The following is a 12,978-nucleotide window of genomic DNA, read 5'->3' on the forward strand; positions in this document are numbered from 1 at the left end:
ATGTCGCTGATCGACAACCTCGCCCGCCTGGAGGCCGTGGACACCGGGCGTGCGCAACCGCGCGCGACGGTGTGCCACCGGCACCTCTCCCCGCGGCCACTCGTCCTGGTCCCGCTGACGACCGCCGGCGAGGCGGGCGCGCCCCTCGGCGCGCTCGTCGGCACGGAGCGCACCTCGCCCCGCCTCCTCGTCGTACCGCAGCCCCGCGACCGCGACCTGCGCTTCACGTTCCTGGCGCAGCTCGCGGAGACCGTCCTGCCGTACGTCGAGTCGTTCGCGGACGAGGTCGAGGCGGCCGAGCGCAGCGAGACCGACCCCGAGACCGGCAAGCGCGTCAAGGTCGAGGTCGACCTGTGCGCGGACGCCCCGCAGTTGATCGTCCCGAGCCGCGCCGGCATCGAGTTCGTACGGCTCCTCGGCCGCTCCATGCGGTTCCGGCGCACCGCCGAGCAGGACCCGGACGCGCCCTACCCGGCCCCGCCCCGCGTGCCCCTCCTCGGCCGCTGGCTGACGCACTTCGGGGAGCGCGCCCGTGTCCCCGGCTCGTCCCTGCTTCTCGCCATGACCGAGCTGCTCTCCCGGCACTGGGCCACCGGCCAGTCCAGCCTGGAGGACCAGCACCTGGGCGCCCTGCTCGCCTGGATCGAGGCACCGGAGGGCACCTCGGGCGCCGAGGCCGCGCTCCGCGCCGAGCTGGCACGCGACAAGGACGGCCAGCTGCTGTGCCCGCCCGCGGGCCCGGCCACCGACCCGGCGTTCGACAACGACCTGCTCGCCCCCGCCATCGAGCGCTACGACCGCGCGCGCACCGCCCTGGCCGCCGCCGAGGACGGCGTCGAGGCGGACGCGCGGCTGGCCGGGCTGACCGCCGCCGAGCGGGAGATCCAGGCCCTGATCGAGAGCAGGACCCGCCCCACCTGGGACGCGGTGTGGCGCGGCCTGGACGCCCTGTGCACGCTGCCCGCGGCCGCGCACGACGCGGACCGGTGGACCCGTGACCGCTGGTCGTTCACCGGGCACCGCGACCGGGTGACGGCGGGCGAGCCCCCGCAGCCCCGCGTCGACGACGCGATCACCGCGGCGAACAAACTGGCCACGCGGGAGCGCGAGCAGGCCCGGCTCGACGCCCAGGAGGCCCTCGACGACCCGCTGGTGATGGCCGGCCGCCGGCTCGTGGGCGAGGCCTTCGCGGGTGAGGTCACCGAGGTCGTCATGGCGTACAGCGAGGCCAGGAACCCGAGGCCGCGCCCGCTGATCACCGTCCGCACGGACGACCGCCCGCACCTCGGCGAGCGCACGAAGGTGTACCGCTCGCTGCAAGGCAAACCGCAGACGGCCGAGTTCGTGGCGTACGAGAGCGAGGGCGCCGGGGGCGCGGTCGTGCTGCGGCTGCTCGACAAGATGGGCCGCGGCAAGGAGCCCAACGCGGGGTCGGTCCCCGAGAAGGGCGAGCGGATCTGCTGGACCCTCTTCGAGCACGAGCAGCGCGGCGGGCCCACGCTGCCCGACCCGGAAGCGACCCCGTGGACCCACGGCGGCCCGCCGTCGGACACCCCGGAGAGCCCTGACCCCGTCACCGCGGAGGACACCCTGTGATGCAGCTCGCCCCGCCCGCGGGCCACGCCTTCGACCCCGGCGCCGAGGCCGCGCGCGCCACGGACGCGATCCTCCACGACACGCTGCACGGCACGCACCGCGGCGTCGTCGTCGACTCCCCGCCCGGCGCCGGCAAGTCGACACTGGTGGTCCGCGCGGCACGGGAGCTGGCCGCGGCGGGCCACCCCCTGATGGTGATCGCGCAGACGAACGCGCAGGTGGACGACCTGGTGCTGCGGCTCGCCGAGAAGGACCCGGAGCTTCCGGTGGGCCGCCTGCACAGCAGCGACCCGGACCCCTACGACAAGGCGCTCGACGACCTGCCGAACGTCCGCAAGTCGACCAAGGCGGGCGACCTGGCCGGTCTGGACGTGGTCATCTCGACGGCCGCGAAGTGGGCGCACGTCAAGGCGGACCAGCTCGACGCGCCGTGGGGGCACGCGATCGTCGACGAGGCGTACCAGATGCGGTCGGACGCGCTGCTGGCCGTGGCGGGCCTCTTCGAGCGGGCGCTGTTCGTGGGCGACCCGGGGCAGCTGGACCCGTTCTCGATCGTCGGCGCGGAGCAGTGGGCGGGCCTTTCGTACGACCCCTCGGCCTCCGCCGTGGCGACGCTGCTGGCCCACAACCCCGAGCTGCCGCAGCACCGGCTGCCGGTGTCGTGGCGGCTGCCCGCGTCGGCGGCGCCGCTCGTCTCCGGCGCGTTCTATCCGTACACGCCCTTCCGCAGCGGCACGGGTCCCGGCGACCGGGCGCTGAACTTCGCGGTGGCGTCGGACGGTTCGGCGGCGGACCGGGTGATCGACGAGGCGGCGCGGGCGGGCTGGGGGCTGCTGGAGCTGCCCGCGCGGAACACGCCGCGTACGGACCCCGAGGCGGTGCGGGCGCTGGCCCAGGTGGTGCGCCGCCTCCTGGACCGGGGCGGCGCGGCGACCTCGGAGCGCGCCCCGGACCCGGCCCCGCTCACGGCCGACCGCATCGCCGTCGGCACCGCGCACCGCGACCAGGCGGCGGCGGTCCGCGCGGCCCTCGCGGAGCTGGGCGTCACGGACGTCACGGTGGACACGGCGAACCGTCTCCAGGGCCGTGAGTACGACGTGACGGTCGTCCTGCACCCGTTGTCCGGGCGCCCCGACGCCACCGCCTTCCACCTGGAGACGGGCCGCCTGTGTGTCCTGGCGTCCCGCCACCGGCACGCCTGCATCGTGGTCTGCCGCGCGGGTGTGGACGCCCTGCTCGACGACCACCCCTCCACGGAGCCGGTTCAGCTGGGCGTCACGGTGAAGTTCCCGGACGGCTGGGAGGCGAACCACGCGGTTCTCGCGCGGCTCGCGGAGCATCGGGTGCGGTGGCGGTCTTGAGCGGCGGAGGCCTTGCCGCGGGGCGCCGACCCGTCTGCCGGGTTCTGGGGGCGTGGCGTCTGCGGGTCCTCGTGGGCTGAGCGCGCAGTTCCCCGCGCCCCTTACGGCGGTGAGCCCGCGCCCCTTACGGGGCTGCCCCCTTGTGGGGCAGGGGACAATGGGAGATGGCCCGACGCCGCGCGGGCGGCACGCACCGTACGAGGAGGATCCACCATGGCGGAGCCCGAGCGGCCCCGGACCGAGCAGCGCATGCGCCCCGCGCCCCTGCTCTTCGAGCCGGCGGAAGCGGCGTCCGACCCCGAGCACTTCTTCGACCTGGAGTCGATCGAGGACCCGCGGGAGTTGCTGGACCGCGCGACGGAGCTGACGCACGCGTTCCGTGCCGCGACGGACCGGTCCGTCGAGTTCCAGGCGATGGCTGCCGCCCAGCTCGCCGACCCCCGCCGCTTCGACCGGCTGACGCCCGCGGGGATCGCGGAGCGCGCCGAGTGGACCGAGGACTACGCGAAGAAGATGGTCGAGTTCGGCCGGGACCTGCTGCGCGGCGGCGCCGACCGGCAGGCGTAGGGCGACCGGCAGGTGTAGGGCGAAACAATCTTCCGGCATATGCCGGGAGGGCAAGGTACTCCCCACCGCCCGTCTCTGTCCCGGCTTTCGGCAACTCTCCGAACGCGGACGCTCACCAGCGGTAGACGTACCTGTCATGACCGCCCGCACCCGCCTCCGCACCCCCGCAGCCCCGTCCCCCGCCGGAACCGCCCGCGACGGCCGCCACGCCTGCGACCTCACCGCCGAGGGCGCCGCCTGGCTCGCCTCGGCCGAGACGTATCCGCGCAGCGCGCTCGCCCAGTGGCGCGCCCGGCCCACCGCGCCCGCCGTACTGCCCTGCGGCTCCGCCTTCGACGTGGTGAGCGTCCCCGCGGTCTTCGGCCGCCGGATGCTCGACCGCTTATGGGAGGAGGGCCCCGGCTCGGGCCCCGTCGCCGCGCAGCGCGGCCGCACGCTCCTGTTCGCCGCCCCCGGCACCGCGTCCCGCCTGCCCTCGCTCCTGGAGTGGGAGGAGTGGGGCCGCGCCGTCCCCTCCGTGCTCTGCCACGGCACGGGCGACGCGGTCACCGTGCCGCCGCTCACGGCCGCCGCCGAGGACGCCGGCCCCGGCGAGACCCGCCTCGGTTCGCGCTGGCTGGTGGCACCGGACACCCGCCATCCCTGGCTGCCGGGCCCCGAGGTGATGCTCTGGGCCTGCGTCCGCGCGGCCCGCTCGGCGGCCTCCTCCGCGGTCCGCGTATCGATTTTTCCTGGCGCCGATCAGGATGCTAAGGTCTACGACGTCAGCAGGCGCCGCTAGCTCAGTTGGTTAGAGCAGCTGACTCTTAATCAGCGGGTCCGGGGTTCGAGTCCCTGGCGGCGCACAGACAGCAGGAAGCCCCTCGCGAGAGCGAGGGGCTTCTTGCGTGTGCCGGGACGACAAGGGGCCCGGGGCGTCAGCCCACCGTGACCTTCACCGTCCAGGAACCCGACGCCGTCCGGCCCTCCACCTCGACGCGGATCGCCTCGCCCGGCACCCGGAAGGTCTCCCCCGTCTGCACCGGGGCGTCCGCCAGCTGCGGGTACACCGAGTCGCCCCAGCAGGACTCCGACTCCGGGTGGGCGTCGACGACCTCCACCGGACCGTCGCCGGAGGCCGTCCCGCCCCGCACCTCGTAGACGAGGACGCCCTCCGTGCACGTCGCGTGGTCGTTGCCCGCGGCGGCCCGCACCTCCAGGGCGATCGCGGAGTCCCGACCCGTACGGACCACGGCCAGCCGGGTGCCGCCGTGCGCCCCCCGCGGGAGGGGCGCCGCCAGCGGCTCCAGGGTCAGCCGCTGGGCGCCCGCCGCCACGCAGTGGACCTGCCGCGGCTCCAGCCAGCCCAGCTTCCACTTGTGCCAGGCGAAGAGGTCGGGGGCGAGGCCGAACTGGCTGCCCATGACGTCCCAGTCGCCCACGTGGGTGTCCCAGTCGCCCTCGCCGTCGGTCGGGCGGTGGTAGAGGTCGGGCAGATCGAAGACGTGGCCGGTCTCGTGGGCCAGGACGTTGCGGTCGGGCGGGTGGCGCTCGAAGACCGTGACGATGCGCCGGATGTCCGTGCCGTCGGCCCGCATGGGCCGGTCGAAGTTCACGACCTTCGTGGCGTCCGAGTCGACGCCGGGCGCGTCCGGGTCCGCGACGAAGTAGACGATGTCGTACCCGGAGAAGTCCACGCGCGGATCGGCGGCGGCCAGCGCGTCCCGCAGGTAGGCGGCGCGGCGCTGGGTGTTCCAGTCGCGCTTTATGGCGTACGCCAGGGAGCTGCGCGGCATCTGGACCCACTCGCGCTGCGGATGCGGCCGGAGCCGGAACTTTCCGTAGGAGGCCTGTTCGAAGAAGCGGCTGGTGGCGGGAAAGTGGTCGGCGGCCAGTTCCTCGGGCGTGGTCAGCGGCGGGGAGTCCGGGAAGGACAGGAAGACCATCACCGCGTCCAGGGTTCTGGCCGGCCGCGGATAGGCGGCGTTCCAGGTGTCGAGGCCCTCCGAGTGGTGTGCGGCGGTGCGGCGCAGGGCGCATGGTTCCGCGACGGGCTCGGCGACGGCGGGTCCGGCGACGAGCGAGGTCGCGGCCAGGGCGGTCAGCGAGGTGAACATCGCCGCGGTGCTGCGCAGTCGGTGGCTCCCTCCTGGCCTGGGGTTCCTCCCTCCACGGGTGAGTCCCCAAGGGGGGAGCTGACGCGGCACGTCGACCTCCGGGGTGCGGAATGCGGGACACCCCACCCACCTTGTGATGTTTCGTTGCAGTCCGCCCTGTTTGTCTGGTCCTTCCGGGTGAGCGGGGGACGGAGCCGCGACACCCCGACCGCTCACGGAACGTCACAAGTGATCGGGCCTTGCGGCAACCAGTTCACTGCCGAGCAGAAACGATCTGTCATCGCCCATGGAGTCCACTCGGTCCGGTGGCATGGCTGGATAGCCCTTCAGGCGGGCCTCTATGATCGGCACACTTTCCAGCGCGGGCCCGGCCCCACAACGCCGCCCGCCCCCTGCACGCCGCCCGACGAGACCTGTTCGAGAACAACTGCACTGCGGGAGCAAGCGGTGAACGGAACGTCCCAAGGGCCCACCCCCACGGCGGCCACAGCACCCGGCCGAGCCCGTCCTGCCGTCACGGAACGTGTCGCCACGGAGCGCGTCACCACGGAGCATGTCGCCATCGAACGTGCCGTCGCGGACTGCGCCGCCACGGAGCATGTCTCCATCCAGCGTGCCGCCACGGAGCGGGCCGCCACCGAGCAGCGCGGCCCGGAGCGGGCCGACTACCGCGGCGCCTTCGCGCACGCGCCCCTCCCGCTGGCCGTCGTCGACGGCGAGGGCCTGGTCGTCTGCGCCAACGAAGCCCTCGCCGCCCTCTTTGGCACCGGCCCCGGAGGGCTCGACGGCCGGGTCGCCGCCGACCTGGTCGACCTCACCTCCGACACCCGTACGTGGCACGCGTACCGCGAGGTGCTCCGCGGCCGGCAGGCCAAGCTGCGCTGCACGCGGCGCCTGAAACATCCCGACGGGCACTCGCTGTGGGTGCAGATCACGGTCACGCCGATGGCGGAGTCCGCCGAGCGGCGCGAGGACAGGACCGTCCTGCTCTCGGCCGCCGACATCAGCGCGCGCCGGGAGCTGCAGGCCCGGCTGCGCCATGTGCAGATGCACGACCCGGTGACGCGGCTGCCCAACCGCAACCTCTTCTTCGAACGTCTGGCCGCCGCCCTGGAAGCGGGCGCGTACGACGACACGAGCACCGGCCGGATCGGCCTGTGCTACCTGGACCTGGACGGGTTCAAGGCGGTCAACGACACCCTCGGCCACCGGGTCGGCGACCGGCTGCTCGCCGCCGTCGCGGAACGGCTCACGCGCTGTGCCGACCGGGCCGGGTGCAGCGCGGTCGCGGCGCCGCTCGTGGCGCGCCTCGGGGGTGACGAGTTCGCGCTCCTCGTGGAGGACTCGACCGGGACGGAACAGCTGGCGGACCTCGCCGACGCGGCGCTCAAGGCCCTTCAGGAGCCGTTCGACCTCGCGGGGCAGCGGCTCTCCGTCTCCGCCTCCATCGGCGTGGTGGAGCGGCGTGTCGCGGGCACCACCACGACGGGGCTCATGCAGGCCGCCGACACCACGCTGTACTGGGCGAAGACGGACGGCAAGGCCCGCTGGACGCTCTTCGACCCCGAGCGCAACGCCCACCGGATGACCCGGCAGACGCTCTCCAGCTCGCTGCGGCCCGCCGTGGAGCGCGACGAGTTCGTCCTGGACTACCAGCCGCTGGTGGGGCTCGCCGACGAGGGTGTGCGGGGCGTCGAGGCGCTGGTGCGGTGGCGGCATCCGCAGTTCGGGCTGCTGACGCCGAATCGGTTCATCGGATTGGCGGAAGAAGACGGCTCGATCGTGCAGCTCGGCCGCTGGGTGCTGCGGACCGCCTGCCGGCAGGCCCGGCGGTGGCAGGTCGCGCATCCCGAGCGGGAACCGGTCTTCGTGAGCGTGAACGTGGCGGTGCGTCAGGTGTGGGACTCCGACCTGGTCGCCGACGTGGCGGAGATCCTCGCCGAGACGGGGCTGCCGGCCCGGCTGCTGCAGCTGGAGCTGACCGAGTCCGCCGTCATGGGGTCGGCGGGCCGCCCCCTCCAGGCCCTCCAGGCGCTCAGCGACATGGGGGTGCGCATCGCCATCGACGACTTCGGGACGGGGTACTCGAACCTCGCCTACCTCAGCCGGCTGCCGGTGTCGGTCCTGAAGCTGGACGGCTCCTTCGTGCGGGGTTTCCAGTACGAGGAGGGGGAGACGCACACCAACCCTGCCGACGAGGTCATCGTCGAGGCGTTGGTGCAGCTGGCCCACCGCCTGGGGATCACGGTCACCGCGGAGTGCGTGGAGACGGCGGCGCAGGCCGCGCGGCTGCGGCGGATCGGTTGTGACACGGGGCAGGGCTGGCTCTACTCCCGCCCGGTCCCGGCGGACCGCATCGCCGCCCTGCTGCGCACCGCGACCGCCCCGTAAGGGGCGCCTCGAAGGGGCGCGGGGAACTGCGCGCTCAGCCCAATACGGCCCGCACCGGCCAGCACACAGGCCCACGCAGACCCGTCCGCCTACGACAGCACGCCCGCGCGTGCGGGCACACATGGGTTGCTCGCGCAGTTCCCCGCGCCCCTGACGGGGCGCCAAGCCCAGCCCCATACGGCCCGCACACAGGCCCACGCAGACGCGTCTGCCCACGACGGCACACCCGCGCGTGCGAGCAGACATGGGTCGCTCGCGCAGTTCCTCGCGCCCCCTACGGGGCGCCCCAAAGGGGCGCGGGGAACTGCGCGCTCAGCCCCATACGGCCCGCACCGGCCAGCACACAGGCCCACGCAGACGCATCTGCCCACGACGGCACGCCCGCGCGTGCGGGCACACATGGGTTGCTCGCGCAGTTCCCCGCGCCCCTGACGGGCTACGCCCGAGGCAACCCGTACGCGTCAGCGATCAGTTCATACGACCGCACCCGCAGGTCACCACTGTGCGCGTTGCCGGTGATCATGAGTTCGTCCGCTCCCGTCCGCTTCGCCAGGTCGTCCAGGCCCGTGCGGACCTGGTCGGCGGTGCCATGGATGACGTTGGAGTTCCAGCTGTTCACGAACTCCCGCTCCATCTCGTTGTACTCGTACGCCTCCGCCTCCTCGGGAGTGGGGACAAGGCCGGGGCGACCCGTGCGCAGGCGGACCATGTTGAGGGCGGCGGCCGCAACCTGGCGGCGCGCCTCGTTCTCGTCGTCCGTGGCGAGCGCCGAGACGCCGATGAGGGCGTAGGGCGCGTCGAGCACCGCGGAGGGCTGGAACGACTCGCGGTACAGGTCAAGCGCCGGGATGGTGTTCTGCGCGGAGAAGTGGTGCGCGAAGGCGAACGGCAGGCCGAGGACACCGGCGAGGCGGGCGCTGAACCCGGAGGAGCCGAGCAGCCACAGCGGCGGCCGGTGCCGGGACTGGACGCCGCCGGGCGAGGTCGCCTGGATCGGGCCGGGCACGGCGTGGATGCGCCGGTAGGGGTGGCCGTCCGGGAAGTCGTCGTCCAGGAAGCGCGTCAGCTCGGCCAGCTGCTGCGGGAACTCGTCGGCGCCCTCGCTCAGCCGGTCCGCGCGGCGCAGCGCGGCGGCGGTCGCGCCGTCCGTGCCGGGGGCGCGGCCGAGGCCCAGGTCGATGCGGCCGGGGGCCATCGCCTCCAGGGTGCCGAACTGCTCGGCGATGACGAGCGGGGCGTGGTTGGGCAGCATGACGCCGCCGGAGCCGAGCCGGATGCGGTCGGTGTGGGCGGCGAGGTGGGCGAGGATCACGGCCGGGGACGAGGAGGCGACGCCCGGCATGGAGTGGTGTTCGGCCACCCAGTAGCGGTGGAAGCCGCGGGCCTCGGCGAGCCCGGCGATCTCGACGCTGGTGCGCAGCGCGTCGGTGGCGGTGCGTCCGGCGCCGACGGTGACGAGGTCGAGGACGGACAGGGGGACGGGCGCGGTGCCGTGCCGCTCGCCGCGGGTGCCTTCGTCGCGGGTGCCGTCGCCGGTCGGGTCCACTGTCACTGGGGTGCCTCCTGCACTGCGTACGTATGTCTCGTGGGTACGCGAAGGCCAACAGGAGGCAGACTCCGTTTTATTCCCCGCACCGCGGCGGGCCCCCTGCCGGTACCGTGCCCGCCATGGCTGATCCCCTGAAGACGCTGGTCGACGGAGTCGAGGTCGAGGTGCCCAACACCATCCCCGACATCCGCGCCGCCCTGCCCGAGGACCGGCGCGCGGAGTTCGACCGGGCCATCAACGCCGCCGGGGTCGACGAGATCCACGCCGTGATGCGGCACTGGATGCTGGAGGCCGTGCCCGATCCGGACGCCGAGGCGCGGCTCGCGCGGCTCGCCTCCGACGAGGCCGAGCGGCGGGGGACCTCGTGAGCCCCCGTCACCGCCGGGGCCACCGGGTCACCTACGCGCCGCCCGCGGACGACACCCTCGCCAAGATGGGCAACGCCGAGGCGTTCCGCGCCGCGCTGGCGCGCACGATCGGCCGCGACCCGTACGGCCACGGCTCGACACCCGTACGGGGCGAGGAGGACCGCAGGGAGGCGACCGTCGAGGGCGCCATCGTCCTGTACTACGTCTCCGGGTCGGTGCAGACGTTAACGGTGGTCAGACTGATCCTCAGCCCCTAGGGGTACCCTCCGCCTGGACCACCGGTTCCTTCGTGAACAGGGAGCCGAGTTCGGGGGCGTTGAGCCTGCGCTCGGCGAGCCGCAGCGCCTCCCAGACCGTGACCTGGTTGGCCGTCAGGACCGGCTTGCCGACGGCCGCCTCCAGGTCGCGGACGTACGCCGCCGTGTGCAGCGCCGTGTCCGGCAGGAGGAGCGCGTCGGCGTCCGGGTGGTCGCCGGCGCGGGCCAGGGCGAAGACCTCCTCGCGGCCCCAGGTGCCGACCTCCGCCGCCGTGATGATGCCGCTCCCCCGCGTCGAGACGACCTCCAGGCCCGCCGACTTCAGGAACGCCGTGAAGTGCGCGGCCACGTCGTCCGGGTACGTCGCCGCGATCGCGACGCGGGCCGCGCCCACCTCGCGCGCGGCGTGGGCGAAGGCGAACGACGTCGACGAGGCGGGCAGGCCCGCCGTACGGGCGAGGGCGCGCACCTGGTCATGCGCGCCCTCCCAGCCGTAAACGAAGCTGCCGCTGGTGCACGCCCAGACGACCGCCTCCGCGCCGGAGAGCCGCAGCTCCTCGACGCCGGCGGCGAGCCGCGCGGGCGAGCCCATCTCCAGGAGCGCGTCGACCCGGTGCGCGTCCTCGCCGATGTCCGTGTGGACGACCTGCAGCCGGATGTCGCTGCCGAGCATCTGCTCCATGCGGGGGTAGTCGTCCTCGGCCGAGTGCCCCGGGTAGAGAAATCCGAGTGCCGTCACGTCCAGCCTCCTCCTTCTGCGGGTGGTACTGCCGGGGGTCCTGCCGGTGGGGCCTCGGGCAGGACCTGTGGGGACGGCGGAGCGAGCGGACTCGCGCCCGGCCGCGCCCCCGGGTCGATCAGTGCCTGATAAGGCCCTACCGCACGCGTACCCAGCCGACGCAGGGCCGACCACATCGTCACCTGGTTCGCCGAGATCACCGGCATGCGCAGTTCCGCTTCCAGTTGCGGGATCACGTCGTACGTGGGGAGGTTCGTGCAGCTGATGAAGAGGGCGTCCGCCCTGTCCTGGACCGCGCGGCGCGCCATGTCGGCCACGTCCCGGTAGGGGACCTTCCAGATGTGCCGGGTCAGCCCGAGGCAGCCGCGGGCCGTGACGGCCACGCCCGCCTCGGCGAGATACTCCTCCAGGGCCCGCGTCACCGACCAGGTGTAGGGCGTGACGAGGGCGATGCGCCGGGCGTCCAGTTCCGCCAGGGCCTCCAGGAGCGCGCCCGAGGTGGTGACGGAGACGACCGCGCCCTCGCGGGTCATCGCCTCGCACATCGCCCGCTCCCCCGCGATGCCGCCGACGAAGCTGCCCGACGTACACGCGTACGCGACGACTTCGGGCCCGGGGGCGGTCAGCGCGCGGACCGCGTCGGCGAGCGTCTCGTGCTCGCTGACCAGGCGCGCCAGGTCCAGGCCGACCTCGACGGGCACGTACGGCGTACGGGTGAGGTGGAGGGAGACCTCGTCCGGGACCCAGCGCCACAGTTCGCGGTCGAGGGCGAAGTCGAACGGGGCGACGACACCGATCCCGCGCTGCGGGTGAGGTCCGCCGAGAAAGGAGACATCCATGAGCAGGCCCCTACTTCGTGCGTGGTGATCAGGGACCGGCCGGGGGCCGGGGACGAGCTGCCCCGGCGACGGCGCCGGGACCTGCGGTGCGCACGGGCGTACGGGCGCACGGAACGTGATCGGATGGTGTCGCACCGCTTCCGCAGTGCCTCTGTTGACGAAGGTAGATTCGGGTGCCAGCGTGGTCAATCCGCGTCTTTCAGACGGCCGGCCCGTCCCTCCCCAGGAAGCGGAACGCCCTTGTCCACGACCACCGTTCTCGTTCTGGACGCGGAGCCGCCTGCGCCCCCGCCACGCCTCGGCGCCCTGACCGGCCGCGCCCGTGTCCTGCACACCGACGAGGCGGGCCTCGCCGCCCGACTGCCCCTCGCCGACGTGCTGTTGGTGTGGGACTTCACCTCGGACGCGGTGCGCCGCGCCTGGCCCGGCGAGGGCCCCAGGCCGCGCTGGGTGCACACCGCGAGCGCGGGCGTGGACCACCTGATGTGCCCCGAACTCGCCGCGTGCGACACGGTGGTGACGAACGCGCGCGGCGTCTTCGACCAGCCCATCGCGGAGTACGTCACCGCGCTCGTCCTCGCCCTGGCCAAGGACCTGCCGCGCACCCTGGAGCTCCAGCGCGAGCGCTCCTGGCGCCACCGCGAGTCACGGCGGATCGCGGGCACGCGCGCGTGCGTGGTCGGTTCGGGCCCGATCGGCCGGGCCGTCGCGCGGACCCTGAAGGCGCTCGGCATCACCACCGCCCTGGTGGGCCGCACGCCGGGCCCCGGGGTGCACGGCGCCGAGGAGCTGGACCGCCTCCTCGCGCGCGCCGACTGGGTGGTCTGCGCGGCGCCGCTCACCGACGAGACGCGCGGCATGTTCGACGCGCGGCGCTTCGGCGTCATGCAGCCCGCGGCGCACTTCGTCAACGTCGGGCGCGGTCCCCTCGTCGTCGAGGACGACCTGGTGGCCGCCCTGTCGAAGCGGTGGATCGCGGGCGCGGCCCTCGACGTCTTCGCGCACGAGCCGCTGCCCGCGGACAGCCCGCTGTGGACGGCGCCGGGTCTGCTCGTCTCCCCGCACATGAGCGGTGACACGGTCGGCTGGCGCGACGAACTGGGCGCCCAGTTCGTCCGGTTGTACGGCGCGTGGGAGGCGGGCCGGCCGCTGCCGAACGTGGTCGACAAGGAACGTGGGTATGTCCCGGGTCACTGATCTCGCCTAGGAGGCCGG

Annotated in this window: 12 protein-coding genes and 1 tRNA gene; 9 read left to right on the forward strand and 4 right to left on the reverse strand. The window is 73.9% G+C overall.

All coding sequences use genetic code 11. The annotated features are described in order from the left end of the window. The 5 genes from J2N69_RS12765 (at nucleotide 1) to J2N69_RS12785 (ending at nucleotide 4,369) form a co-directional block, all read left to right on the forward strand. On the forward strand, nucleotides 1-1,596 hold the full coding sequence (locus J2N69_RS12765; protein ID WP_230900854.1) for a hypothetical protein: 1,596 nt from the start codon (nucleotides 1-3) through the stop codon (nucleotides 1,594-1,596). After that, nucleotides 1,596-2,957 (forward strand): AAA domain-containing protein, encoded by a 1,362-nt coding sequence (locus J2N69_RS12770; RefSeq protein WP_230900855.1) that lies wholly within the window; start codon nucleotides 1,596-1,598, stop codon nucleotides 2,955-2,957. The genes J2N69_RS12765 and J2N69_RS12770 overlap by 1 nt, the downstream gene beginning before the upstream one ends. Nucleotides 2,958-3,170: 213 nt before the next feature. Next, the gene (locus J2N69_RS12775; RefSeq protein WP_230900856.1) at nucleotides 3,171-3,524 is read left to right on the forward strand and encodes a hypothetical protein; all 354 of its coding nucleotides are present in this window, start codon (nucleotides 3,171-3,173) and stop codon (nucleotides 3,522-3,524) included. Between the two features lie 136 nt (nucleotides 3,525-3,660). Further along, nucleotides 3,661-4,305, forward strand: coding sequence for a bifunctional DNA primase/polymerase (locus J2N69_RS12780; RefSeq protein WP_230900857.1), 645 nt, complete (start codon nucleotides 3,661-3,663; stop codon nucleotides 4,303-4,305). Then, a tRNA-Lys gene (locus J2N69_RS12785) sits at nucleotides 4,296-4,369 on the forward strand. Before J2N69_RS12780 ends, J2N69_RS12785 begins: the two co-directional genes overlap by 10 nt. Before the next feature lie 72 nt (nucleotides 4,370-4,441). Here the strand turns inward: J2N69_RS12785 and J2N69_RS12790 are convergent. Continuing rightward, entirely contained in the window at nucleotides 4,442-5,620 is a 1,179-nt protein-coding gene (locus tag J2N69_RS12790) for a M6 family metalloprotease domain-containing protein (protein ID WP_230900858.1), read from the reverse strand. 447 nt (nucleotides 5,621-6,067) lie between these two features. Here J2N69_RS12790 and J2N69_RS12795 point away from each other — a divergent pair, with 447 nt between their 5' ends. After that, complete coding sequence (locus tag J2N69_RS12795) at nucleotides 6,068-8,011, forward strand: putative bifunctional diguanylate cyclase/phosphodiesterase (protein ID WP_408056721.1); 1,944 nt, start codon at nucleotides 6,068-6,070, stop codon at nucleotides 8,009-8,011. A 436-nt stretch (nucleotides 8,012-8,447) separates the two neighbouring features. Here J2N69_RS12795 and J2N69_RS12800 read toward each other — a convergent pair whose 3' ends face one another. Next, nucleotides 8,448-9,563, reverse strand: a complete 1,116-nt coding sequence (locus J2N69_RS12800) for an LLM class flavin-dependent oxidoreductase (protein ID WP_230900859.1) — start codon at nucleotides 9,561-9,563, stop codon at nucleotides 8,448-8,450. A 116-nt stretch (nucleotides 9,564-9,679) separates the two neighbouring features. Here J2N69_RS12800 and J2N69_RS12805 point away from each other — a divergent pair, with 116 nt between their 5' ends. Beyond that, nucleotides 9,680-9,928: a hypothetical protein gene (locus tag J2N69_RS12805; RefSeq protein WP_230900860.1), complete on the forward strand. Its 249-nt coding sequence runs from the start codon at nucleotides 9,680-9,682 to the stop codon at nucleotides 9,926-9,928. A gap of 65 nt (nucleotides 9,929-9,993) precedes the next feature. Continuing rightward, nucleotides 9,994-10,185: a hypothetical protein gene (locus tag J2N69_RS12810; protein ID WP_230904704.1), complete on the forward strand. Its 192-nt coding sequence runs from the start codon at nucleotides 9,994-9,996 to the stop codon at nucleotides 10,183-10,185. On the opposite strand, the gene J2N69_RS12815 is transcribed toward J2N69_RS12810, so the two are convergent. Further along, nucleotides 10,175-10,924 carry a maleate cis-trans isomerase family protein gene (locus tag J2N69_RS12815; RefSeq protein ID WP_230900861.1) on the reverse strand — a complete coding sequence of 250 codons (750 nt, stop codon included), beginning with the start codon at nucleotides 10,922-10,924 and terminating at the stop codon, nucleotides 10,175-10,177. The two genes, J2N69_RS12810 and J2N69_RS12815, sit on opposite strands and share 11 nt — an antisense overlap. Beyond that, the gene (locus J2N69_RS12820; protein WP_230900862.1) at nucleotides 10,921-11,763 is read right to left on the reverse strand and encodes a maleate cis-trans isomerase family protein; all 843 of its coding nucleotides are present in this window, start codon (nucleotides 11,761-11,763) and stop codon (nucleotides 10,921-10,923) included. Before J2N69_RS12820 ends, J2N69_RS12815 begins: the two co-directional genes overlap by 4 nt. Nucleotides 11,764-12,003: 240 nt before the next feature. On the opposite strand from J2N69_RS12820, the gene J2N69_RS12825 reads away from it, so the two are divergent. After that, nucleotides 12,004-12,960: a D-2-hydroxyacid dehydrogenase gene (locus tag J2N69_RS12825; RefSeq protein WP_230900863.1), complete on the forward strand. Its 957-nt coding sequence runs from the start codon at nucleotides 12,004-12,006 to the stop codon at nucleotides 12,958-12,960. Nucleotides 12,961-12,978: the final 18 nt, after the last annotated feature.

Source organism: Streptomyces huasconensis (genome assembly GCF_021028635.1).
Taxonomy (GTDB): Bacteria; Actinomycetota; Actinomycetes; order Streptomycetales; family Streptomycetaceae; genus Streptomyces; species Streptomyces huasconensis.

Excerpts from the sequence above, each read along its gene's own strand:
- J2N69_RS12765 (WP_230900854.1), top strand. The coding sequence starts at position 1 with ATGTCGCTGATCGACAACCTCGCCCGCCTGGAGGCCGTGGACACCGGG.
- J2N69_RS12770 (WP_230900855.1), top strand. The coding sequence starts at position 1,596 with ATGCAGCTCGCCCCGCCCGCGGGCCACGCCTTCGACCCCGGCGCCGAG.
- J2N69_RS12775 (WP_230900856.1), top strand. The coding sequence starts at position 3,171 with ATGGCGGAGCCCGAGCGGCCCCGGACCGAGCAGCGCATGCGCCCCGCG.
- J2N69_RS12780 (WP_230900857.1), top strand. The coding sequence starts at position 3,661 with ATGACCGCCCGCACCCGCCTCCGCACCCCCGCAGCCCCGTCCCCCGCC.
- J2N69_RS12790 (WP_230900858.1), bottom strand. The coding sequence starts at position 5,620 with ATGTTCACCTCGCTGACCGCCCTGGCCGCGACCTCGCTCGTCGCCGGA.
- J2N69_RS12805 (WP_230900860.1), top strand. The coding sequence starts at position 9,680 with ATGGCTGATCCCCTGAAGACGCTGGTCGACGGAGTCGAGGTCGAGGTG.
- J2N69_RS12810 (WP_230904704.1), top strand. The coding sequence starts at position 9,994 with ATGGGCAACGCCGAGGCGTTCCGCGCCGCGCTGGCGCGCACGATCGGC.
- J2N69_RS12820 (WP_230900862.1), bottom strand. The coding sequence starts at position 11,763 with ATGGATGTCTCCTTTCTCGGCGGACCTCACCCGCAGCGCGGGATCGGT.